This is a genomic window from Lolliginicoccus lacisalsi (assembly GCF_014841105.1).
Taxonomy (GTDB): domain Bacteria; phylum Actinomycetota; class Actinomycetes; order Mycobacteriales; family Mycobacteriaceae; genus Lolliginicoccus; species Lolliginicoccus lacisalsi.
In genome coordinates, this window is the sequence record NZ_JACYWE010000009.1 from 99,953 (window position 1) to 122,706 (window position 22,754).

The 22,754-nt window shown below is 69.5% G+C and carries 19 protein-coding genes and 1 riboswitch; of the genes, 12 read left to right on the plus strand and 7 right to left on the minus strand.

From position 1 onward, the window contains the following. The first annotated feature begins 136 nt into the window (after positions 1–136). The 12 genes from HT102_RS14050 (at position 137) to gcvP (ending at position 13,383) form a co-directional block, all read left to right on the plus strand. Positions 137–406: an acylphosphatase gene (locus HT102_RS14050; RefSeq protein ID WP_192040068.1), complete on the plus strand. Its 270-nt coding sequence runs from the start codon at positions 137–139 to the stop codon at positions 404–406. An 8-nt stretch (positions 407–414) separates the two neighbouring features. Then, positions 415–4,047, plus strand: coding sequence for a chromosome segregation protein SMC (gene smc, locus HT102_RS14055; protein WP_192040069.1), 3,633 nt, complete (start codon positions 415–417; stop codon positions 4,045–4,047). Positions 4,048–4,150: 103 nt separating this feature from the next. Further along, positions 4,151–4,873 carry a CDP-alcohol phosphatidyltransferase family protein gene (locus tag HT102_RS14060; protein WP_192040070.1) on the plus strand — a complete coding sequence of 241 codons (723 nt, stop codon included), beginning with the start codon at positions 4,151–4,153 and terminating at the stop codon, positions 4,871–4,873. A gap of 9 nt (positions 4,874–4,882) precedes the next feature. Next, complete coding sequence (locus tag HT102_RS14065) at positions 4,883–5,737, plus strand: DUF881 domain-containing protein (RefSeq protein WP_192040071.1); 855 nt, start codon at positions 4,883–4,885, stop codon at positions 5,735–5,737. Further along, entirely contained in the window at positions 5,734–6,066 is a 333-nt protein-coding gene (locus HT102_RS14070; RefSeq protein WP_192040072.1) for a small basic family protein, read from the plus strand. The genes HT102_RS14065 and HT102_RS14070 overlap by 4 nt, the downstream gene beginning before the upstream one ends. Further along, positions 6,059–6,787 (plus strand): DUF881 domain-containing protein, encoded by a 729-nt coding sequence (locus tag HT102_RS14075; RefSeq protein ID WP_333473460.1) that lies wholly within the window; start codon positions 6,059–6,061, stop codon positions 6,785–6,787. Before HT102_RS14070 ends, HT102_RS14075 begins: the two co-directional genes overlap by 8 nt. 97 nt (positions 6,788–6,884) lie before the next feature. Next, positions 6,885–7,292 (plus strand): glycine cleavage system protein GcvH, encoded by a 408-nt coding sequence (gene gcvH / locus HT102_RS14080; protein ID WP_333473461.1) that lies wholly within the window; start codon positions 6,885–6,887, stop codon positions 7,290–7,292. Between the two features lie 249 nt (positions 7,293–7,541). Beyond that, positions 7,542–8,024, plus strand: coding sequence for a glycogen accumulation regulator GarA (gene garA, locus HT102_RS14085; protein ID WP_192040075.1), 483 nt, complete (start codon positions 7,542–7,544; stop codon positions 8,022–8,024). Next, positions 8,021–8,740 carry a transcriptional regulator FtsR gene (ftsR, locus tag HT102_RS14090; RefSeq protein WP_192040076.1) on the plus strand — a complete coding sequence of 240 codons (720 nt, stop codon included), beginning with the start codon at positions 8,021–8,023 and terminating at the stop codon, positions 8,738–8,740. Before garA ends, ftsR begins: the two co-directional genes overlap by 4 nt. Before the next feature lie 134 nt (positions 8,741–8,874). Then, positions 8,875–9,348 (plus strand): bifunctional nuclease family protein, encoded by a 474-nt coding sequence (locus HT102_RS14095; protein ID WP_192040077.1) that lies wholly within the window; start codon positions 8,875–8,877, stop codon positions 9,346–9,348. Between the two features lie 266 nt (positions 9,349–9,614). Further along, positions 9,615–10,229: a MerR family transcriptional regulator gene (locus tag HT102_RS14100; RefSeq protein ID WP_333473462.1), complete on the plus strand. Its 615-nt coding sequence runs from the start codon at positions 9,615–9,617 to the stop codon at positions 10,227–10,229. 53 nt (positions 10,230–10,282) lie between these two features. Continuing rightward, positions 10,283–10,389, plus strand: a riboswitch (glycine riboswitch). A 144-nt stretch (positions 10,390–10,533) separates the two neighbouring features. Beyond that, positions 10,534–13,383 carry an aminomethyl-transferring glycine dehydrogenase gene (gene gcvP / locus HT102_RS14105; protein ID WP_192040079.1) on the plus strand — a complete coding sequence of 950 codons (2,850 nt, stop codon included), beginning with the start codon at positions 10,534–10,536 and terminating at the stop codon, positions 13,381–13,383. Positions 13,384–13,602: 219 nt separating this feature from the next. Here gcvP and HT102_RS14110 read toward each other — a convergent pair whose 3' ends face one another. The 7 genes from HT102_RS14110 to HT102_RS14140 all read right to left on the minus strand — a co-directional run bounded on the left by HT102_RS14110 (position 13,603) and on the right by HT102_RS14140 (position 22,669). Then, a complete protein-coding gene (locus HT102_RS14110; protein WP_192040080.1) occupies positions 13,603–14,763 on the minus strand; it encodes a metallophosphoesterase in 1,161 nt (386 codons plus the stop codon). A 90-nt stretch (positions 14,764–14,853) separates the two neighbouring features. Beyond that, positions 14,854–17,028 carry a malate synthase G gene (locus HT102_RS14115; protein WP_192040081.1) on the minus strand — a complete coding sequence of 725 codons (2,175 nt, stop codon included), beginning with the start codon at positions 17,026–17,028 and terminating at the stop codon, positions 14,854–14,856. 152 nt (positions 17,029–17,180) lie between these two features. After that, positions 17,181–18,095, minus strand: coding sequence for a 3-methyladenine DNA glycosylase (locus HT102_RS14120; RefSeq protein ID WP_408611370.1), 915 nt, complete (start codon positions 18,093–18,095; stop codon positions 17,181–17,183). Positions 18,096–18,152: 57 nt separating this feature from the next. Beyond that, complete coding sequence (locus HT102_RS14125; RefSeq protein WP_192040083.1) at positions 18,153–18,596, minus strand: hypothetical protein; 444 nt, start codon at positions 18,594–18,596, stop codon at positions 18,153–18,155. A gap of 71 nt (positions 18,597–18,667) precedes the next feature. After that, positions 18,668–20,104, minus strand: coding sequence for a GuaB1 family IMP dehydrogenase-related protein (locus tag HT102_RS14130; RefSeq protein WP_192040084.1), 1,437 nt, complete (start codon positions 20,102–20,104; stop codon positions 18,668–18,670). Positions 20,105–20,153: 49 nt separating this feature from the next. Next, complete coding sequence (gene gndA, locus HT102_RS14135; protein WP_192040085.1) at positions 20,154–21,617, minus strand: NADP-dependent phosphogluconate dehydrogenase; 1,464 nt, start codon at positions 21,615–21,617, stop codon at positions 20,154–20,156. Positions 21,618–21,712: 95 nt separating this feature from the next. Further along, positions 21,713–22,669: a M56 family metallopeptidase gene (locus tag HT102_RS14140; RefSeq protein ID WP_192040086.1), complete on the minus strand. Its 957-nt coding sequence runs from the start codon at positions 22,667–22,669 to the stop codon at positions 21,713–21,715. Positions 22,670–22,754: the final 85 nt, after the last annotated feature.

Here is a 22,754-nt window from a genome sequence, read left to right on the forward strand (position 1 = left end):
CCCGCCGCGCATCCCGCGCATCCGCCTGCGCGGCTGATCGGGACGCAAACGGCATCGGTGGTTCACCAGCGCTCCAGGAGGCTGTCGGCGGCGCGTGGTTTGCTGTTCTGTCGGGGCCGGCGTCCATAATGGCGGCATGGTGCGATTGACAGCATGGGTGCATGGCCGGGTGCAGGGCGTGGGGTTCCGTTGGTGGACCCGCTCCCGAGCGCTCGAGCTTGGCCTCAATGGTCATGCCACCAACCAGCGCGACGGCCGGGTCCTCGTCGTGGCGGAGGGGCCCCGGCAGGAATGCGAGAAGCTGCTCGGCCTGCTGCGCTCGGGAACCACTCCCGGATCGGTCACGCTGGTCGTCGAGTCCTGGGACGAGCCTCGTGGTGACCTCGTGGGCTTCGAGGAGCGGTAGGCGCTGCCGTGCATCTGAAATCACTCACGCTGCGGGGCTTCAAGTCCTTCGCGTCGGCCACCACGCTGCAGTTCGAGCCGGGCATCACCTGCGTGGTTGGCCCGAACGGCTCGGGCAAGTCGAACGTGGTCGATGCGCTGTCCTGGGTGATGGGGGAGCAGGGCGCCAAGGCGCTGCGTGGCGGCAAGATGCAGGATGTGATCTTCGCCGGCACCGCGGGCCGGGGCGCGCTCGGCCGGGCCGAGGTGACCTTGACCATCGACAACTCCGACGGGGCGCTGCCGATCGACTACACCGAGGTGTCGATCACCCGTCGCGTGTTCCGCGACGGGGCGAGCGAGTACGAGATCAACGGCGCGAGCTGCCGCTTGATGGATATCCAGGAGCTGCTCAGCGACTCCGGCATCGGCCGTGAGATGCATGTCATCGTCGGGCAGGGCCAGCTCTCCCAGATCCTTGAATCCCGCCCCGAGGATCTGCGCGCCTACGTCGAGGAGGCCGCGGGCGTCCTCAAGCACCGTCGCCGCAAGGAAAAGGCCGTGCGCAAGCTCAATGCGATGCAGGCCAACCTTGCTCGGCTGACCGACCTGACCGCCGAGCTGCGGCGCCAGCTCAAGCCCCTCGCCCGGCAGGCCGATGTCGCGCGCCGGGCGCAGGTCATCCAGGCAGAGCTGCGTGACGCGCGATTGCGCATCGCCGCCGATGATGTGGTGCAGCGCCGCGCGGAGCTCGCCGATCAGCAGCGCAATGAGGACCGTGCCCGCGAGCGCGCCCGCGAGGTCCGGGAACGGCTCGACGGGATCACCGAGCGGGGCGTGGCGCTCGAGGAGCAGGTCGAGTCGATCACTCCGCGCGCGGAGGAAGCATCCCAGGCGTGGTTCCGGCTCTCCGCGATCTCCGAGCGGGTCAGCTCCACGATGCAGATCGCCCGGGAGCGGGCACGCCACCTCGATTCCGGCGGTGCGATGCATCGCGGCCAGGATCCGGAGCTCCTTGAGGAGCAGGCGGAGCAGGCAGCCGAGCAGGAGCTCGAGCTCGCCGAGTCCGTCGCCATGGCGGAGGCCGCGCTCGAGACGGTGCGCGATGAGCTCGCCCGCTGCGAGGACGAGGCCGCCGAGGCGGAGCGGGAGCACTTGAGCGCGGTGCGGTCCATCGCGGATCGCCGCGAGGGGCTAGCCAGGCTCGCGGGGAAGGTGGAGAACCTGCGCACGCGCGCGGAGTCCTTCGACGGCGAGATCGCCCGCTTCGACGATCGCATCGAGACCGCCATGCAGCGCCACCACGAGGCCGAGCAGGAGGTGGAGGATGCGCTCGCCCGTCTCGAGGAGCTCGAGAACAGCGAGCACACGCTCGACCGGCAGCATGAGCGCGCCGCGGCCTCGCTGGGGAAGGCCGAGGAGCGCGTGGCGGGGCTGCGTGCCGCCGAGCGCGAGGCCGGGCACGAGGTCGTGTCCCTGCGATCACGCATCGATACGCTGTCGGCATCGCTGCGCCGCGGTGATGCCCCCGCCTGGCTCGTCCAGCACCATGATGGAGCGCTCGGCCCGCGCCTCACCGACATCATCGAGCCGCGCCCCGGATTCGAGACCGCCATCGCCGCGGCGCTCGGCACGGCTGCCGATGCCCTCACCTGCGAGACGCCCAACGATGCGGAGGCCGCGCTCGCCGCGCTGCGGGCCGCCGACCGTGGCCGCGCCGTCATCCTGCACGCCCACCACGCGCGCCGTGGCGCCGAGGAGCCAGTACTGCCGGAAGGCGCCTGGTGGGCGCACCAGCTCGCGACCGTTCCGCCCCAGTACCTCGCGGCGCTGCGCTCCCGGCTCGGCCGCACTCTCGTCGTCGAGGACGAGAAGCTCATCCCCCGGCTCCTTGCCGAGCACCCCGATGCCCGCCTCGTGACCCGGGGCGGCGAGGCGCGCGGCACGGCCTGGATCGAGGGCGGGACCAGCCAGGCCCCCTCGACCCTCGAGATCCAGGCCGGAATCGACACCGCCACCGAATCGCTCGAGTCGGCGACGCAGCGCGCCGAGGAGCTCGCGGCAGCCCTTGCCGGGGCCGTCGACGACCTCGAGACGCGGCGCGCGACGGTCACCGAGGCCCATGCGGCGCTCACCGCCAACGATTCCGCCATCGTCCAGGTTCAGGAGGAGCTCGCTCGCCACGGGCACGCCGCGCGGGTCGCGAACGCCGAGCGGGACCACCTCTCCCAGCAACGCATCCGTGCCGAGTCCGAGCACGCGGCGCTGCTCGGCGAGCTCACCGAGCACGAGGAGCGACTGCGGCGCGCCCAGGGCGAGAGCGAGGACACCCCCGACGAGACGGGCACCGCGGCACGGCGCGAGGTCACCGCGCACGCTCTCGCCACCGCCCGCGCCGCCGAGGTCGACGCCAGGCTCGCTGCCCGCAGCGCCGAGGAACGGGCCGGGGCGCTCCGCGGCAAGGCGGAGTCCCTGCGCCGGGCCGCGCGCGCCGAGCGGGAGGCCCGTGCCCGCGCCGAGCAGGCCCAGCAGCGGCGCCGCGCCGCGGCGGAGGCCGCGCGCGTGATCGCCGGATCCGCCGAGCAGCTCGGCACCCGCCTCGCTGTGGCCGTGGAGGCGGCAGCCGCGCATCGCACCGAGCTCGCCCGCCAGCGCGATGACGCCAGCGCGGCCCTGCACCGCGAGCGGGAGGCGCGGCACGCGCTCACCGTCGAGCTCGGCAGGCTCACCGACGCCGCCCACAAGGACGAGATCGCTCGGGCCGAGTCAGCGTTGCGCGCCCAGCAGCTTGAGGAGACCGTGCTCGAGCAGTTCGGCATCGCCGCCGACGAGCTGATCGGCGAGTACGGCCCCGATGTGCCGTTGCCGCCATCGGCGCTCGAGATGCGCGAGTACGAGCTCGCGCGCGAGCGAGGCGAGACCGTCAGCAAGCCGCAGCCCATGCCTTATGACCGGCCCAGCCAGCAACGGCGCCTCAAGGCCGCGGAGAAGGACCTCGCCACCCTCGGCAAGGTCAACCCGCTCGCCCTCGAGGAGTTCGCGGCGCTCGAGGAGCGGTACAACTTCCTCGCCACCCAGCTCGAGGACGTCAAGGCTGCCCGCAAGGACCTCCTCGATGTGGTCGACGATGTCGACAACCGCATCCTGCAACTGTTCACCGACGCCTACAACGACGTCGAGCGCGAGTTCGTCACGGTCTTCGCCACCTTGTTCCCCGGCGGCGAGGGGCGCCTGGTGCTCACCGACCCCGAGGACATGCTGGCCACCGGCATCGAGGTCGAGGCGCGCCCGCCCGGCAAGAAGGTCAAGCGACTCTCCCTGCTCTCGGGCGGCGAGAAGTCATTGACCGCGGTGGCGATGCTCGTGGCGATCTTCCGGGCGAGGCCCTCGCCGTTCTACGTCATGGACGAGGTGGAGGCAGCGCTCGACGATACAAACCTGCGGCGCCTGATCAACCTGTTCGAGCAGCTCCGCGAGACCTCGCAGTTGATCGTGATCACCCACCAGAAGCCAACCATGGAAATCGCGGACGCGCTCTACGGCGTGACGATGCGCGGCGATGGGATCACCACGGTGCTCTCGCAGCGGTTGCGCGGTCGCGCTCTCGGAGCGCGGGCCAGCGAGGGCGCGCCGGACGATTCCGCGCCCAACGTCGTTGCGTGACGATCATGCCAACTACTGTTGATAGCAACACGAGCCCCAGCCGGAGCGGCCCCGCGCAGGCTGGCCTGCCGAATCGGAAGCGTGGTGTGCAACAGTGGCAGACATGAGGACGCCCGAGCCGGGATCCCGGCACCCCATGCGTCGCCGGGGCGAGACCTACGCGGAATACGCCAAGCGGATCCCGCGGCCGATCAAGTCCGAGGACTACGTCCGCGAGATCGACGAGCTCGCCGCCGAGCCGCCCATCACCACTGATCGCATCTGGACGATCCCCAACGCGCTCAGCATGCTGCGGCTCGCGGGAGTGCCGGTCTTCCTCGTGCTCCTGCTGGTCTATCAGCTCGACGGGTGGGCGCTGTGGGTGCTGGTATTCAGCGGCATCAGCGACTGGCTCGATGGCAAGCTCGCCCGGTTGCTCAACCAGACATCGAAGCTCGGCGCGATCCTGGATCCGCTCGCCGACCGGCTCTACATGTTCGTCATCCCCATCGCGTTCGCGTGGCGCGAGCTCATCCCGTGGTGGGTGGTCGCGCTGCTCGTTGGGCGCGACGTCATCCTCGCGGCGATGGTGCCTTTCGTGCGGGGCCGGGGCGTGGACTCGCTGCCGGTGACCTATTTGGGCAAGGCGGCGACCTTCGCCCTCATGTATGCGTTCCCGGTTATTCTTGCAGCGCAGGTGGCCAGCACCTTCGCCTCGATCATGGAGCCCATCGGCCATGCCATGCTGATCTGGGGCCTTTTCCTGTACCTCTGGACGATGGTGCTGTACGTGGTGCAGGTGCGCTTGCTGGTCCGCGAGTACCCGCGCCTGCGCGAAGAGCACTAGCGACCGACGATGCCCCACCCCGCCCCCCGCTCGCCGCAGCCGTCGCTGCTGCGTGCTCTGCTCACCAGCCATCTCGACCCTGGCTACGCGGCGGCGCGCGCCCGGGCCCAGCGCTCCGGCGGAAGGCTCCGGCATCCCCTCGCGGACGTGGCGTGGCTGGTGGTCGGCGCCTTCCTCATCGGCATCGCCCTGGGCGGGGCCCGGGGCTGGGCCGAGCAGCGTGCTCCCGATACGGAGCTGCTGCTCGCGACCTTGCGCGCCGAGGCCCGGCAGGCAAGCGCTCGCGTCGATGCGCTTGCCATCGAGCGCGACCAGCTCGCCGCGGAGATCGGCGATTCCCGGTCGCGCCTCGCCGAGCTCGGGGGACCGGCAGGCCGCGCGGTCGATGAGCTTGCTCTCATCGAGCATGCGGTGTCCGCGACGCCGGTGGAGGGGGCGGGCATCGAGGTCGATCTCGCCGAGCCCGCTGAGGCGAATGCCATCACCGGCACGGGCCGCGTTGGCGCGACCCGGAACACCTTGCTCGACCGGGACCTGCAGATCGTGGTGAACGCGCTGTGGGCCGCGGGGGCCGAGGCCATCGCGGTCGATGGCGTGCGCATCGGCGCGCACACCGCGATTCGCCAGGCTGGTCGTGCCATCCTGGTGGACAATCACGTCATCAGCGAGCCCTACGTCATCTCCGCGATCGGGGAGCCACGGCGCTTGCAGTCATCGTTCATCGCGAGCGGCGCCTACGTGCGCATGTCGGGGCTCGGCCAGCTCTACGGGATCGGTTTCGCCGTCCGCGACGCCGAGCACCTCGAGCTGCCGGGCGCGTCGGTCCGCGAGATGCGGCTCGCGGAGCAGAAGGAGGCACCGTGATCGGTGTTATCGCCCTCATCGCGGGAGTGGTGCTCGGGGTGTACCTGAGCCCCGATGTGCCCGCCGGAATCCAGCCGTACCTCCCGATCGCCGTCGTCGCCGCGCTCGATGCGCTCTTCGGTGGCCTGCGAGCGTATTTCGATGGTCTTTTCGATTCCAAGGTCTTTGTGGTCTCGTTCTTGTTCAACGTGACGGTTGCCGCCTTGCTGGTGTATCTCGGGGATCTGCTCGGGGTGGGGGCGCAATTGTCCACGGCCGTGCTCGTGGTGCTGGGCATTCGCATCTTCGGCAATGCGGCCTCGATCCGTCGCGGGGTGTTCGGTGCCTGACCGCGCGGCCCGCAAGCGCACGCGCGGGCGGAAAGCCGTCTTCTCTGTTCTTGCCGTGGTGTTCTGCGTCATCGTGGGTGTCGCGATCACTGCGCAGGTGCGCACCGTGGGCAGCGACGATGTGCTCGACGGCATGCGCCAGCAGGATCTCCTGGAGCTGCTCGACCAGCTCAACGCGATCGAGGCGGAGAACCGGGCAGAGATCGAGGCGCTCGAGGACACCCTGGCGGGGATCATCGCGTCGGGCAGCGATGGCGAGGCCGCGCTCGAGCAGGCTCTGGCGCGGCGCGATGCGCTGGCCGTCCAGTCGGGGATCGTCGCTGCCAGCGGGCCCGGCGTGGTGCTGATCATCCGGGACCCGAACAACGCGGTGGGCGCGGAGGTCCTGCTCGACCAGATACAGGAGCTGCGCGCGGCGGGCGCCGAGGCCATCCAGGTGACGGACAGCGAGGGAGCGGGCGTGCGGGTGGGCACTAGCACCTGGTTCACCGGCCCGGGCGGGCGGGTCGTGGCGGAGGGTGTCGAGCTCGCGGCTCCCTACGTGGTCACGGCGATTGGTGACCCTGATACGCTCGCAGCCGCTCTCGACATTCCCGGGGGGGCGCTCGACACAGTGGCGCGCAATGGCGGTAGGTTGACCATCGAGAAGCGCGACGAGGTCGTGGTGGACATCGTGCGGGAGCTGCCCGGCCCGATCTATGCTCGGCCGGGGGGACCCTGACCGATCGGTTCCGGCGACGGCGCCGCGGTCACCCTGGTACGTCGCGGCGGATGCGCGGCGGAAGCACGCAGACAGTGTGGATGGAAGGAAGACGCAAGTGACCGAGGCCAGCCTCCCCGAGGACCTGCGGTATACCCGCGAGCACGAGTGGGTCCTCAAGTCCGGGGACTCGACGGTCCGTATCGGCATCACGGACTATGCCCAGCGCCAGCTCAACGATGTGGTGTTCGTGCAGCTCCCTGACGTCGGCAAGAAGGTGACCGCGGGGGAGCCGTTCGGCGAGGTCGAGTCGACGAAGAGCGTCTCCGACATCTTCGCGCCGGTCAACGGCACCATCTCCGCGTTGAACGAGGCGCTCAGCGACTCCCCGGAACTGGTGAATACCGACCCCTACTCAGGGGGCTGGCTCGTCGAGATCGCCGTGGCCGATGCGGGCTCCCTCGACGAGGCGCTCGGCGGGATGCTGGGCGCGGCCGAGTATCGCGAGATCATCGGTGATGAGTGAGATCCCCAAGTACTGTTCGGATTAAGTTTCGCTGAGGATCCCGGAAAACTCACGCAAGCGCTCCGCATGGCCGCGCCAACAAGGTACGGTCGAACCTAGCGTCGGCGTGGCTCGCGACACCACGGGCTGGACCGACGGTCGGGGTTTGCGCAGCGGGACAGCGGGACGCGGCCGTGGGTTCGTCAACGATCCCCGGCCTGCGCGACACTCGGTCGTGGTGCCACAAGGCAAGTAGAAAGAGGAGATACGGTGAGCGACAACCAGAACAATCCGGCCTTCGAGGGAGCGTCGGCGGAGACCACATCGGTGTTCCGCGCGGATTTTCTGCGCGAGCTCGATGCTGCCGGCCACGCTCCTGAGCCGCAGGTTTCCGGCATCGAGAGCCTACCGGCCGGATCGGCGCTGCTGGTGGTCAAGCGCGGACCCAACGCGGGCTCGCGCTTCCTCCTTGACGAGGCGACGACCTCCGCGGGCAGGCATCCGGACAGCGACATCTTCCTCGACGATGTCACCGTGAGCCGCAGGCACGCGGAGTTCCGCCGCGAGAATGGCGCCTTCCAGGTCGTCGACGTGGGCAGTCTCAATGGCACCTATGTCAATCGCGAGCCTGTTGACTCCGCCGTCCTGGCCAACGGGGATGAGGTCCAGATCGGGAAGTTCCGGCGGGTGTTCCTTTCCGGCCCGAAGCCCGCGGGATCGGAGGAGCCCGCCCCAGGAGCAGGCAGCCAGTGACCGCAGCCGGGAATCCCCACCAGAGCGCGGGGCTATCGATCGGGGCGGTGCTGGATCAGCTTCGCCCCGATTTTCCTGATGTGACGATCTCCAAGATCCGCTTCCTGGAGTCCGAGGGCTTGATCAGCCCGCAGCGCACGCCGTCGGGCTACCGGCGATTCGGCGCGGCGGACTGCGACAGGCTCCGCTTCATCCTCACCGCGCAGCGTGATCACTACCTGCCGCTCAAGGTGATCCGCGAGCAGCTCGATGCCATTGATCGGGGATCCACCCCGGAGGGGCCCGTGGTCCGGTTGCCCCGCACCTTCGCGTCCAGCGATGGCCAGGGCCTCGACGTCGGCGAGTCCTCGTCGCGATTGAGCCGCACGGAGCTGCTGCGGCGCACCGGGGCGGACGAGGCTTTCCTCGATGCGATCATCTCGGTCGGGTACGTCAAGGCCGGGACTGCCGGCTACTTCGACGCTGATGCGATCACCCTGGTGCGGACCGCGAGATCGATGTCGGAGTTCGGTATCGACGCTAGGCACCTGCGCTCCTTCCGGATGGCTGCCGAGCGCCAGGCGGATCTCTTGGCGCAGATCGCGAGCCCGGTGGCCCTGGGCCGCGAGGAGGGCGCCCGCGACCGCGCCGAGGAGATGATCCGGGAGCTTGGTTCGTTGCTCGTCACCGCGCATGCCGCGCTGCTGAAGTCCGCTGCGCGGGACGCGCTGCACTAGCTGGGCCGGGGGAGAGGTTCCGCGCGAGCACGGGCCCGGGAGGATCGCCCGTACGGCCATCGTGTCCGCGTTCCCATAGACTTGGTGGTAGCGCTCCGGTCCAGAGCCACACGTGCACAGGAGAGGCGGTTGACATGGGTGAGGTTCGCGTTATCGGTATTCGCGTCGAGCAACCACAGAACCAGCCGGTGATGCTGCTTCGCGAGGTCGATGGCGATCGCTACCTGCCCATCTGGATCGGGCAGGCCGAGGCGACATCGATCGCGCTGGAGCAGCAGGGCGTGGTTCCGGCGCGGCCACTGACCCATGACCTGTTCCGCGATGTGCTTGTGGCACTGGGGCATTCCCTCAAGGAAGTGCGGATCGTGGATCTGCAGGAGGGCACCTTCTACGCCGAGATGCATTTCGACAAGGACGTGACCGTCTCCGCGCGGCCGTCCGATGCCGTAGCGATCGCGCTGCGCGTTGATGTGCCGATCTATGCCGAAGAGGCCGTGCTCGAGGAAGCGGGCCTGGTCATTCCGGATGAGAAGGAGGACGAGGTCGAGAAGTTCAAGGAGTTCCTGGACTCGGTCTCGCCGGATGACTTCAAGTCCCCGGATAGCTAATTGCGTCTCGGAATGGCAACGTAAAAATCTCAACCCGTGGTTGAGGGTTTACTATTCTGATTCTTTCTTACATTTGTGTGATTTTAATCATGCTGGTAATCGAAAAGTTGTAATCTAAAGGCGGCGAGGCGCAAGGACGCGCAGCGCTTCAGGGCGGTAGTGTGCTTCTCGACCACCCTGAGGGGACCACCTCGGTCCCACCACATCCGTGTCGCCACGGGATGCCCAGCATCCGGCGTGACGGATCCGGCGAGAGGGAGATATCCGTGGCCGAAGACCTGAAGGGACAACGGAGCGCGCACGCGACACCTCGATCCATTCCTGCTGAGCCTGTCGTCCAGCCGGGATTGTTTCCCGATGACTCGGTTCCCGATGAGCTTGTCGGCTACCGCGTGCCCACTGCCTGCCAGATCGCCGGTATCACTTACCGGCAGCTCGACTACTGGGCCCGCACCGGCCTCGTGCAGCCCTCGATCCGCGGCGCCGCGGGCTCGGGCAGCCAGCGGCTCTACTCCTTCAAGGACATGCTTGTCCTCAAGATCGTCAAGCGACTCCTGGATACCGGAATCTCGCTGCACAACATCCGCATTGCCGTTGAGCATCTGCGCCAGCGTGGCGTGGCGGACCTAGCGAACGTGACCCTCTTCTCCGATGGCACCACCGTCTACGAGTGCGCGTCCCCCGAGGAGGTCGTGGACCTGCTCCAGGGCGGCCAGGGCGTGTTCGGCATTGCTGTCGGCGGCGCCATGCGCGAGCTGACCGGCAAGATCGCCGAGTTTCCCGGCGAGCACGCGGACGTCGTCGAGACCGGCGAGAAGGTCGTCCCGTTCGAGGACGAGCTCGCGTCCCGCCGTCGCAACCGGGCTCGCAAGATCGGCTAGCTAGCGGCGCCAGTTCGTCCGAACCGGTCGCAGCCAGTAAGCTGGGTGCGCGTCGATGCCGTGCGGGAGAGACCCTGCTGCAGCCCCCGGGCTGCGCGGGGCGCCGAAGGAGCAACACCTCTCCGTCAATCTCTCAGGCACCCGGGACCGCACGAGCTGCGACGCCTCTGGAAAGTGGTGGCACCGCCACCCGCCCACGGGGAAAGGCGCGAACGCGCTGAATCTCTCAGGCGCCCGCACGGGCAGCGACAGAGGGGGAGGACCACACCAAGGCAATGCCTTGCCCGGCCCCCGAGGAGCACCCGTGATCGACTCCACCCCGCAGGGATTCGCTGATCGCCACATCGGCATCAGCTCCGACGCGCTCGACCACATCCTGTCCGTCATCGGAGTGGATTCCCTCGATCAGCTCGCCACCAGGGCCGTGCCCGGCGACATCCTCGACCAAGCCTTCGCCAACGCCCAGCATGACGCGGCCAGCGAGTTCGAGGTCCACGCGGAGCTGCGCGCCCTCGCCGCCCGCAATACCGTCACCACCTCCATGATCGGGCTTGGCTACTACACCCCCCTCACCCCGCCCGTGCTGGTGCGCAACATTCTCGAGAACCCCGCCTGGTACACCGCCTACACCCCGTACCAGCCCGAGATCAGCCAGGGCCGCCTCGAGGTGCTGCTGAACTTCCAGACGATGGTCGCCGACCTCACCGGCATGGACATGGCGAACTCGTCGCTGCTCGACGAGGCTACCGCGGCGGCCGAGGCCATGACGATGCTGCGCCGCGCCTCGCGCTCGAAGTCGCCGAGGTTCCTCGTCGATACCGACATCTTTCCCCAGACCCGAGCCGTGCTGGAGACCCGCGCCGAGCCGCTCGGCATCGAGCTCGTCCACAGCGACCTCACGGCGGGCCTCCCCGACGGCGAGTTCTTCGGCATCCTCGTCCAGGCTCCCGCCGCGAGCGGTCGCGTCCACGACTGGACCCCCACCTTCGCTGCCGCCCACGAGCGTGGCGCGCTTGTCGCAGCCGGGGCCGACCTGCTCGCCCTTGCCCTCGTCACCCCGCCTGGCGAGATGGGCGCGGACGCGGTGTTCGGCACCACCCAGCGCTTCGGTGTCCCGATGGGATTCGGCGGCCCCCACGCCGGCTACCTCGCCACCCGCCAGCCCTATGCCCGGCAGCTTCCCGGTCGCCTGGTCGGGGTGTCCAAGGATGCCGACGGCAACCTGGCCTACCGGCTTGCCCTCCAGACGCGCGAGCAGCACATCCGCCGCGAGAAGGCCACCTCCAACATCTGCACCGCCCAGGTGCTCCTCGCCGTGATGGCAGCCAGCTACGCCTCGTACCACGGGCCGGAAGGGTTGCGTGCCATCGCTAGCCGGGTCGCGTCCCACGCAGCCACCCTCGCCACGCGCCTCGCGGCTGCCGGTGCCGCCGAGATCGTGCACGAGCACTTCTTCGACACGATCCTCGCCCGCGTGCCAGGCCGTGCCCGCGCAATCCAGGAGGCAGCCCGCGCCGAGGGGATCACTCTCCGGCTGGTCGACGCCGACCACCTCGGCATCGCCTGCGACGAGGCCACCACCACTGCCCACATCGACGCCGTCGCCGCCGCGTTCGGCGCCGGTGGTTCCGGCGCGCAGGGTTCGGCGACGCAGGGCGCGCCCGCCATCCCGGCAGCACTGGTCCGCTCCAGCGACTACCTCACCCACCCGGCCTTCCACCTCTACCGCACCGAGACCGCCATGCTGCGCTACCTGCGGTCCCTCGCTGACAAGGACATCGCGCTCGACCGCAGCATGATTCCGCTCGGCTCGTGCACGATGAAGCTCAACTCCACCACCGAGATGGAAGCCATCACCTGGCCCGAGTTCTCCGGCCTGCACCCCTTCGCCCCGGCCGAGGACACCGAAGGCATCCGCGCGCTCATAGGCGACCTCGAGACCTGGCTGGCCGAGGTCACTGGCTACGACCGCGTCAGCCTCCAGCCCAACGCAGGCAGCCAGGGCGAGCTCGCTGGACTCCTCGCCATCCGCGGCTACCATCACGCGCGCGGCGAGGCCCATCGCGACGTGTGCGTCATCCCGTCGAGCGCCCACGGGACCAACGCTGCATCGGCGGTCATGGCCGGGATGCGCGTCGTCGTGGTCAAGTGCCGCGACAACGGCGATGTCGACCTCGACGACCTGCGCGCGAAGATCGCCGCCCACGCTGAATCGCTCTCCGCGATCATGATCACCTACCCCTCGACGCATGGCGTGTTCGAGCACGATATCCGCGATATCTGCGCCGCCGTGCATGAGGCGGGAGGACAGGTCTACGTCGATGGGGCCAACCTCAACGCCCTCGTCGGCGTCGCGCGCCCAGGCCACTTCGGCGGCGACGTCAGCCACCTCAACCTGCACAAGACCTTCTGCATCCCGCACGGCGGTGGCGGCCCCGGCGTGGGCCCCGTCGCGGTCCGCGAGCACCTCGCGCCGTTCCTGCCGGGCCACCCGCTCGCCCCCGAGCTCGGCGATGGCCCCACCATCTCCGCGGCCCCCTACGGATCGGCGTCCATCCTGCCCATCAGCTGGGCCTACATGCGCATGATGGGCACCGCCGGGCTGCGCCGCGCCACGCTCACTGCCATCGCCTCCGCGAACTATCTCGCCCGGCGCCTCGACGAGTACTTCCCCGTGCTCTACACGGGCGAGGATGGCATGGTCGCGCACGAGTGCATCCTCGACGTGCGCCCGCTCAGCAAGGCAACCGGCGTCACCATCGATGATGTGGCAAAGCGCCTTGCCGACTACGGCTTCCACGCGCCGACCATGAGCTTCCCCGTCCCCGGCACGCTCATGGTGGAGCCCACCGAGAGCGAGGACCTCGCCGAGCTCGATGCGTTCTGCGACGCCATGATCGCCATTCGCAAGGAGATTGATCGCGTCGGTTCCGGCGAGTGGCCCGTCGACGACAACCCGCTGCGCGGCGCGCCCCACACCGCCGAGTGCCTCGTCGAGGACTGGCAGCATCCCTACGATCGCAAGACTGCCGCCTACCCGGCCGGGATCGGCACCCGGCCGAAGGTGTGGCCTGCTGTGCGGCGGATCGATGGCGCGTTCGGCGATCGCAACCTCGTCTGCTCGTGCCCGCCGCTGGAGGCGTACCAGGGGTAGGTCGCGCCGGGTGGCCCTGGAGCCGCGGGCCGGGAGCGCTCGGGTGGCCCCGGAGCCGCAAACGCGATAGAAGCAGCCAAACGCGATAGAAGTCGACCTGGGATCTGCGCGGTTTCTATCGCGTTTGCGGCGGACGCGGCGGCGGACGCGGCGTAAGCGGCAGAGGCGGCGGGGCCGGGCGGCAGTCAGAGCCGTGGGCGGCAGGAGGCCCAGCCCGGTCTACTCCCGGACGAGCTCGATGATCACGATCTCGGGGGTCGTTCCGATGCGGACCGGTGGCCCCCAGGCGCCCGCGCCCGAAGTGGTGTAGATCTGCGTGCCGCGCTCAGCACCACGCCCTTGGGCATCACTGGCCAGCATGTCGAGCCCGGTAATGGCTACGTCCTGGGTGAGCGCGACGAGGTAGCCAAACGGCCAGAGCTGCCCGCCGTGGGTGTGGCCGGAGAACTGGACGTCCACCCCTGCCTCGGCGGCTGCGTTGATGTGGCGCGGCTGGTGGGCGAGCAGCAGCAGGGTGCGCTCGGTATCGCGGCCGCCGAGAGCCTCGTCGAGATCAGCGGGGCGGGGCGCGGGGGCGTCGTAGTCGTTGACCCCAGCGAGGTCGATCGTGTCTCCCTCGCGCTGCAGCTCGATGCGCTGGTTGCGCAAGGGATTCATGCCGAGCCCCGCGAAGTAGTCGAGCCAGGCGTCGGCGTCGTCGGCATAGTATTCGTGGTTTCCGGAGACGACGTGCACACCGAGCGGCGCGCGCAGGGCCGCTAGCGGCATGGTGGCGGGCCCGACCTGGGCGATGGTTCCGTCGATGAGATCCCCGCCGACCAGGATGAGATCGGGATCCTGCTCGTTGACGAGCTCGGTGGCCTTCCGGGCGAACTCTTCACCGAGGGCGGGCCCGAGGTGCAGGTCGGCGACGAGCGCGATGCGTGCGCCGTCGAATCCCGGGGGCAGGCCAGGCACGGCGATGCGGGCCTCGCGCACCGTGAGCTGGTGGGCGTTCCAGGTTCCCCAGCCGCACACGGCGAGCACCGCTACGACCACCAGCGCGGTGGCCGCGCGACGGGCTCCTAGGATGCGGCTGGCGTCCATGCGGATGGCCCGGGCCAGGAGTGCGACGACGCTGATCAGGACGAGGGCGGGAACGAGGTAGAACAGGACCGCGAACCAGATGCCACCGAGGTATCCGATCGGCCGGCCCCAGCTCATCGGTATATGGATGCCGACGGCGAGGCTGGCTATGGCGGCGGCCCACAGGATGGCAAGGGTGATTTGGCCAAGCCGCCGGGCGCGCGGCCCGAGCCGGGCCGCGGAGACCAGGGCATGGTGCAGCCAGAGGTGGATCGCGCCGATGAACAGCGCGGTGATGGCGAGGAAGAGCAGCATGCTAGTTCCCGATCCGGATAGCACGAGGGCGGGCGCCCCCTGCGTGGGGAGCTCCCGCCCTCGATTCTAGGTGGTGCCCGCTAGCGGCGATCAGGCGTTGGCGGCCTTGTGCTCGCGGCGGCGGCGGTGCAGGATCGGCTCGGTGTAGCCGCTCGGCTGCTTGGTGCCCTCGAGGATGAGCTCGCGCGCTGCCTCGAAGGCGATGTTGCCGTCGAAATTGGGCGCCATGGGCTTGTAGCTCGAGTCCCCGGCGTTCTGGCGGTCGACGACCTCGGCCATGCGCTGGAGGCTCTCGTTCACCTGCTCGGTGGTGATGATGCCGTGGCGCAGCCAGTTCGCCAGGGTCTGGCTGGCGATGCGCAGGGTGGCGCGGTCCTCCATGAGGGCAACATCATTGATGTCGGGAACCTTGGAGACACCCACACCGTGGTCGATCCAGCGGACCACGTAGCCGAGGATGGACTGGCAGTTGTTGTCGACCTCGCGGGCGACGACGGCGGCGTCCCAGGAATCCGCATCGGCGGCGACGGGAATGGTGAGCAGCGCATCGATGCTGGCCTGCTCGCGCTTCTTCAGCTCGATGTGCTCGGCGAACACATCCACCTGGTGGTAGTGCATGGCATGCAGGGTGGCGGCGGTCGGGGAAGGCACCCATGCGGTGGTGGCGCCCTGCTTGAGCTGGCCAGCCTTCTGCTCGACCATCGCGGCCATCAGGTCGGTCATGGCCCACATGCCCTTGCCGATCTGGGCATGGCCGGTCAGGCCGGTGGACAGGCCCGCGTCGACATTGTTGTCCTCGTAGGCGGTGAACCACTTCTGCGACTTCTGGTCCGCCTTGGGGACCACGACACCCGCCTCCATGGAGGTGTGGATCTCGTCGCCGGTGCGGTCGAGGAACCCGGTGTTGATGAACACGACGCGTTCCTGGGCCGCCTCGATGCAGGCGCGCAGGTTGACGCTGGTGCGGCGCTCCTCATCCATGATGCCGACCTTGAGGGTGTTCTCGGGCAGGTCGAAGATCTGCTCGACGCGGCGGAACAGCTCGACGGTGAACGCGACCTCCTCGGGCCCGTGCATCTTCGGCTTCACGATGTAGAGCGAGCCGGTGCGGCTGTTCTTCAGCGGGTACTCGCCGCGCAGGCTGTGCAGCCCGGCGAGGGAGGTGATGAGGGCGTCGAGGATGCCCTCGGGGATCTCGTTGCCCTCGGCGTCGAGGATCGCGTCGGTGGTCATGAGGTGGCCGACATTGCGGACGAACAGCAGCGAGCGGCCGGGCAGGGACAGCGTGCGGCCGTCGGGAGTGGTGTACTCGCGATCGGGGTTCATCACGCGGGTGAAGGTCTTGCCGTTCTTGCTGACGTCCTCGGAGAGGTCGCCCTTCATCAGGCCCAGCCAGTTGCGGTAGCCGTTGGTCTTGTCGTCGGCGTCGACCGCGGCGACGGAATCCTCGAAGTCCATGATGGTGGTGATGGCGGACTCGAGGACGACGTCCTTGACCCCTGCGGGATCGGTCGAGCCAACGGGGCTCTCGGGATCGAGGAGGATCTCGGCGTGCAGGCCATTGTGCTTGACGAGCAGCGAGGCGGGGTCGCTGGCGTCGCCGGTGTAGCCGAGGAAGCTGGCGTTCGTGGCGAGCCCGGTGGTGGAGCCGTCCGCGAGGGTGACCACGAGCTTGCCGTCCGCGATGGCGTACTTGGTCGAGCCGGCGTGGGAGCCCTCGGCGAGCGGGGCTGCCTGGTCGAGGACGCCGCGGGCGTAGGCGATGACCTTGTCGCCACGGACCTTGTTGTAGCCGCTGCCCTTCTCCGCGCCGTCATCCTCGGGGATCACATCGGTGCCGTAGAGCGCGTCGTACAGCGAGCCCCAGCGGGCGTTGGCCGCGTTGATGGCGAACCGGGCATTGGTGACGGGGACGACGAGCTGTGGCCCGGCGGTCTCCGCGATCTCCTCGTCCACGCCGGAGGTGGAGACGGTGAAGTCCGACGGGGCGGGCTGCAGGTAGCCGATATCGGTCAGGAACGACTTGTAGGCGGCGGCGTCGAAGCTGTCCTTGTTGTCCGTGTGCCAGGAGTCGATGGTGGCTTGCAGCTCATCGCGCTGGGCGAGCAGGGTCTTGTTGGTGGGGGCGAGATCGTTGATCACCGATTCAGCGCCCGCCCAGAACGCGTCGACGTCGACGCCGGTCCCGGGGATGGCTTCCTCCACCACGAAGTCGTACAGAACCTTGGCAACCTGCAGGCTGCCGACGTTCACGCGCTCAGTCATTCATCGCCTCGCTTCTTCGGAAAATCGTGTCACGCATGCGCACAACAATGCAGGCCCCGCGTCGTTGCGGCAGCCCTGCAACCACTTTAGGCTACCCGCAGCGTGTTGCCCGAACCACGGTATCGCCGATCCCCGGCCCCGCGCGAGGCCGGTCAGGCGGGCTCGAGGGCCGCGAGCGCTTCCCGGCAGGCCGTGGCGATGCGCTCGCGCAACGGAGCGGCCCGCTCGGCGAGCCCCTGCTGGAGCCGCACGTACTCGGCGCGCCCGCGCGGTGCTTCCACCTCGATCGGGGGGAGGCCGTGGCCGGACAGGTCATACGGGCTCGCGCGCATATCGATCTCGCGCGCGGCCAGAGCAAGCTCGAAGCAGTCGAGCAGCAGCTCCGAGGATGTGATCGGCAGCAGCTTGTAGCACCACTTGTACAAGTCCATGCTGGCATGCACGCAGCCGGGCTGCTCGGCGCGGAGCTGGTCGGCGCGGGAGAGCGCCTGGTCATTGCGGGGCCGCGCCGCGTCGGTGAAGAAGCGGTACGCGTCGACATGGGTGCAGCGCAGGGGCATCGATTCGACCACGGCATCGGTGCGGTCGTGCCCGAGCCGGAGCGGCACCTGCGCATGCCGCACGTCGTCGGGGCTGGCGCGATACACCATCGCCCATTCGTGCATGCCGAAGCACGAGAGGCGGGCGGGGCGCGCCGCGGTCCGCTCGATCAGGGCGAGGACGAAGCGCACGGTGCGGGCGCGGTGCTCGACGAACGCGGAGGAGACGTGAGCACGACCCTGCTGATCGGTGTGGTAGCCACGCCACCCCGCGTGGGCGGGAGCGTCCTCGAGTGCGATGCCGATGCCGGGGTGCCAGCGGCGCAACTGGGCTGGCCGCAGGCTGTAGTAGGTGAAGAGGAAATCCCAGACGGGGTGCGCCTCGCCGCGCTGCTGCCGCGCGCGATGCCGGGCGAGCAGCGCATCGGCGCGCGCGTGGTGGCGCGACTGGCGGGCGTGCCAGGCCTCAACAGGGAGGGAGCGGTCTGCTGCGGGGGGAGCATGAAGGGCGCGGCGCACACTGCTCATTGTGGCCCGGCCCGGCCCGCGCGGGCCAATCGCGAGCCAGCCTAGAGGGCTGGAGCGCTAGCGAGGGAGGGGGCAGAGGTGCCAGCGGGCAGCGTTCCAGATGGGGAACACCGCAGCGGTGTTGGCCTCGGGGTACTTCGGCCGGGTGTAGTCGAGGAGATCCTCGATGGTCTTGCCGGACTTGCTGGTGAGGATGCAGGTCTCCAGGGCGATCTTGCTCGTTTCGACGAAGCCGATATCGCGAGCGAACGATCCCATGCGCTGCTCGCCGACGAAGCCGTCGAGACCGTCGGCCCAGCGGTTGAAGCCGTACTGCGTGTCGAAGTCGCAGGTGGCCTCGTAGAAGTCCGCGCATGTCTGCTGCGAGCCGTTCACGGCGTAGGTGCGGCTCTCCTGCCGCACCTCCGTCGAGTCCGAGCTGTCGATCAGGACGAAGAAAAGAACCGCACCGATCGCGATGGCGACGACGGCGGCAATCAGTCCAGCGAGCAAACCCTTCATGGATCCACACTATAACGGTGGCTGCCGCCACCACTGACAAATGCGACGCTTCGACTGGAGCGGATGCGCATTTAGCGGCGGACCGGGCGGGCGTGGCCCTCAGCGAAGCCCGCCGACGACTGGATCCCCACCACCGCGTCCTCCGCGAGCGAGGACAACGAGCGGGCACCGGTGTAGGTGCAGGTGCTGCGCACGCCCGAGCAGATGTGATCGATCAGGTCCTCCACGCCGGGGCGCTCGGGATCGAGATGCATCCGGGACGTGGAGATGCCTTCCTCGAACAACGCTTTGCGCGCGCGGTCATAGGGTGAATCGCTGGCGGTGCGGGCGGCGACGGCCCGCTTGGAGGCCATGCCGAAGCTCTCCTTGTACGGCAGGCCATCGCTATCGATGTGCAGGTCGCCGGGCGCCTCATAGGTACCGGCGAACCAGGAGCCGATCATGACATTGGACGCGCCCGCGACAAGGGCGAGCGCGACATCGCGCGGATGGCGGATCCCCCCATCGGCCCACACGTGCCCCCCGGCCTCGCGCGCGGCGGCGACGCATTCGAGGATCGCCGAGAACTGCGGGCGGCCAACGCCAGTCATCATGCGGGTGGTGCACATCGCGCCCGGACCGACGCCGGCCTTGATGATGGTCGCGCCCGCCTCGAGCAGTTCCGCGGTGCCTTCCGCGGTGACGACGTTGCCCGCGGCGAGCGGCACCCCGAGCCCCGCATCGGCGATGGCAGCGACCGCGCTGATCATCTTCTCCTGGTGCCCGTGCGCGGTGTCGACCACGAGCAGGTCGGCCCCGGCCTGCACCAACGCCCGGGCCCGGTCCACGACATCGCCGTTGATCCCCACGGCGGCGGCGACACGCAGCTCGCCACGCGCATTGGCATTGGGGGAATACAGCCCCGCGCGCAGCGCGCCCTGCCTGGTGAGCACGCCCACGACGAGCCCGGCATCGTCCACGATCACCGCGAGGTCCTCGTGCGCGGCCGCGAGCCGATCGAACACGTCGCGCGCGGCGGTGTCCACACCGATCGTCATGAAGCTCGTGGCCATCACATCGCCGACGCGGGTGTAGCGGTCCACCCCCTCGCACGCGCGCGGGGTGAGCACCCCGACGGGGCGGCCCGCCTCGATCACCACGGCAGCGCCGTGCGCGCGGCGGGTGATCAGCGCGTGCCCGTCGTACACCGCTTGCGCGGCGGAGAGAACGATGGGCGTATCGGCGACGTGATGGCGGGAGTGAACGAACGCGATGGTCTCCGCGGCCGCGGCGAGGGGGAGGTCCTGGGGCAGCACCACGAGCCCGCCGCGCCGGGCGACCGTCTCGGCCATGCGCCGCCCGGCGACCGCGGTCATGTTCGACACCACGAGTGGGATGGTGGTGCCCGACCCATCGTTGGTGGAGAGGTCCACGTCGAAGCGGGAGGCGACGTCGCTGCGCCGCGGCACGAGGAACACATCGTCGTAAGTGAGGTCGTGGGTGGGTTGCCGTCCGTCGAGGTATCGCATCGCTGCCTCCTGGGGCTGCTTCCTGCGGGGGTGCCGGATCGATCGCGGGCTAGCCGGCGGTGGTCTCGCTGCGATCGCCGCCCCACAGGGTATGGAAGTGGCCGGGCTTGTCGATCCGCTCGTAGGTGTGGGCTCCGAAGAAGTCGCGCAGGCCCTGCAGCAGCGCGGCAGGCAACCGGTCGGCGCGCACGCTGTCGTAGTAGGCGAGCGCGGACCCGAAGCCGGGCACCGGCACGCCCATCAGGGCGGCAGCGGCGACCACGCGCCGCCAGCTGCCGATCGAGCCTTCCACGGCATCGCGGAAGTAGGGGTCGAGCAGCAGGCTGGGCAACGCCGGGTCCGCGTCGTAGGCCTCGCGGATGCGGCCGAGGAACTGGGCCCGGATGATGCAGCCGCCGCGCCAGATAGTCGCGAGCTCGCCTGGCCGCAGCGACCATTCGTACTCCTCGCTGCCCGCGGTGAGCTGGTTGAAGCCCTGCGCGTAGGCCACCACCTTGGAGGCATACAGCGCGGCGTGGATGTCATCGAGGAAGGATTGCTCGTCCACCCCCGGCAGGGCCTCGCCTAGCGTAGTGGCGAGCTCGCCGCCCGCGAGCCCGGTGGCGGCCGCGCGGAGATCGCGCGAGCCGGAGACCGCGCGCGCGAAGACGGCCTCGGCGATGCCGGTGACTGGGACGCCGAGGTCGAGGGCGGACTTGACGGTCCACCGGCCCGTGCCCTTCTGCCCGGTGGCGTCGAGGATCATCTCGACGAGCGGGCGCCCGGTCGCGTCATCGACCTGGGCGAGGACCTCGGCAGTGATCTCGATCAAGTAGCTCTCGAGCACGCCGCGGTTCCATTCGGCGAACACCTCGGCGCACCGTGCGGGGCTGTAGCCGAGCACGCCGGTCATGAGCTGGAATGCCTCGCCGATGAGCTGCATGTCGGCGTACTCGATGCCGTTGTGCACCATCTTCACGTAGTGGCCGGCGCCATCGGGGCCGATGTGGGCGCAGCAGGGCGTCCCGTCGACATGCGCGGAGATGGACTCGAGCAGCGGCCCGACCGCCTCGTAGGCCTCCGCGGAGCCGCCGGGCATGATCGAGGGGCCCTCGAGCGCGCCCTCCTCGCCGCCGGAGATGCCGCAGCCCACGAAGTGGATGCCGCGCTCGCGCAGCTCGGCCTCGCGCCGGCGCGTATCGGTGTAGAGCGAGTTTCCACCGTCGATGATGATGTCGCCGTGCTCCATGGCACCGGCGAGCTGCTCGATGACCGCATCGGTGGCGGCTCCGGCCTGGACCATGATCAGCGCGCGGCGGGGCTTCTCGAGGGTGGACACGAATTCCTCGATCGTGCCTGCTGCAAGGAACGTGCCGTCGCGGCCGTGATTGCTGACTAGCTCGGCGGTGCGCTGCGGGCTGCGATTGTACACGGCCACCGCATGACCGTGGCGGGCGAGGTTCCGGGCGATGTTGGCGCCCATCACGCCGAGGCCGGTGACGCCTATGGGGGCGGTGCGGGAGGACGAGGTCACGATGCGGACTCCTGACTGGGCGAATGCCGGGCTGGGGGATTCAGGCCTGGGTTCTCGATCCACCTTAGACCGCGCCGGGCGGGGCGTGGGGCCGCTCAGGACTCCAGGCCGAACAGCCGGGAGAGCTCGATCAGCCAGGGCACCGCAACCGCGAGGGTGGGCCCGATGAGGATCAGCGAGGCCGTGGTGTAGGCCGCGACGGCGGTGGGCGCGTGGTGGGTCTGGCCGGCGAGCCGTTGCACGCGCAGGAGAGTGGAGATCCCCCCGGCCGCCATTGCTCCCTCCGGGGCGGTGCCCGCTGAGCAGGTCACCAGGGCGCGGGCGAGCGGCGATGGGCCCGTGGCGTGGAGCGCTGCATCATCCGCGAGCAGCTCGATGAGCAGGCGCACCGAGCCGAGCGCGGACTTGCTGCGCACGACGCGCGGGAAGGCCTCGTGCACGGCGGTGAAGGCCTCGAGCACGAGGTCGTGGCGGGCGCGCAGGTGCGCCCGCTCGTGAGCGAGGATCGCCTCGAGCTCGACGGGGGAGAGGGAGTCGAGCGCGCCCTCGCTGACCACGACGCGCTGGTGCATTCCGGGCAGGCAGTACGCGAGGGGCTCGGCGTGCTCGAGCACGCGCAGGTCGGCGGTGGTGTAGCGCGACAGCCGCGGATCGCCCTTGCTGAGCAGGTCGACGAGCATCCGGTGGTGGGCGCGACGGCGACGCGTGCGCACCGCGACGCGCACGGTGCTGTAGGCCAGGCGCGCTCCGATGAGCACCGTGAGGGCGAACACGGCGACGGAGAGCAGCCACAGGGGCAGGCCGAGGACCGCGATCTCCGCTGCGGGGGAGGTGGTGGGGCGACCGTCGGGGCCGGGCACGAGCAGCATGCTCGCGATGGCGAGGCCGGAGCTGAACGCGGAGAGCACGGCGGCGAGCGCGATGGACTGCCAGAGGACGAGCGCGGCGCGGGGCGCGCGCAGCGGCCATCGGGCATGGGCGAGGACCGCGGGAATCGGGCCGGCGAGCGCGATGGCGAGGACCGCGAACGCGATGGCGGTCGTCCCGATCATGCTTGTCCCTCGATCGTTGATGGTGCGGGTGGGCGGCGTCCTGTGCTACCAGTGTGCCCGCGCGGGGTCGATTGGGAAAGCCCGG

Excerpts from the sequence above, each read along its gene's own strand:
- HT102_RS14115 (WP_192040081.1), bottom strand. The coding sequence starts at position 17,028 with ATGACTGAGCGCGTGAACGTCGGCAGCCTGCAGGTTGCCAAGGTTCTG.
- HT102_RS14095 (WP_192040077.1), top strand. The coding sequence starts at position 8,875 with ATGGGTGAGGTTCGCGTTATCGGTATTCGCGTCGAGCAACCACAGAAC.
- HT102_RS14050 (WP_192040068.1), top strand. The coding sequence starts at position 137 with ATGGTGCGATTGACAGCATGGGTGCATGGCCGGGTGCAGGGCGTGGGG.
- HT102_RS14125 (WP_192040083.1), bottom strand. The coding sequence starts at position 18,596 with ATGAAGGGTTTGCTCGCTGGACTGATTGCCGCCGTCGTCGCCATCGCG.
- HT102_RS14130 (WP_192040084.1), bottom strand. The coding sequence starts at position 20,104 with ATGCGATACCTCGACGGACGGCAACCCACCCACGACCTCACTTACGAC.
- HT102_RS14065 (WP_192040071.1), top strand. The coding sequence starts at position 4,883 with ATGCCCCACCCCGCCCCCCGCTCGCCGCAGCCGTCGCTGCTGCGTGCT.
- HT102_RS14120 (WP_408611370.1), bottom strand. The coding sequence starts at position 18,095 with ATGAGCAGTGTGCGCCGCGCCCTTCATGCTCCCCCCGCAGCAGACCGC.
- HT102_RS14110 (WP_192040080.1), bottom strand. The coding sequence starts at position 14,763 with ATGCTGCTCTTCCTCGCCATCACCGCGCTGTTCATCGGCGCGATCCAC.
- HT102_RS14140 (WP_192040086.1), bottom strand. The coding sequence starts at position 22,669 with ATGATCGGGACGACCGCCATCGCGTTCGCGGTCCTCGCCATCGCGCTC.
- HT102_RS14060 (WP_192040070.1), top strand. The coding sequence starts at position 4,151 with ATGAGGACGCCCGAGCCGGGATCCCGGCACCCCATGCGTCGCCGGGGC.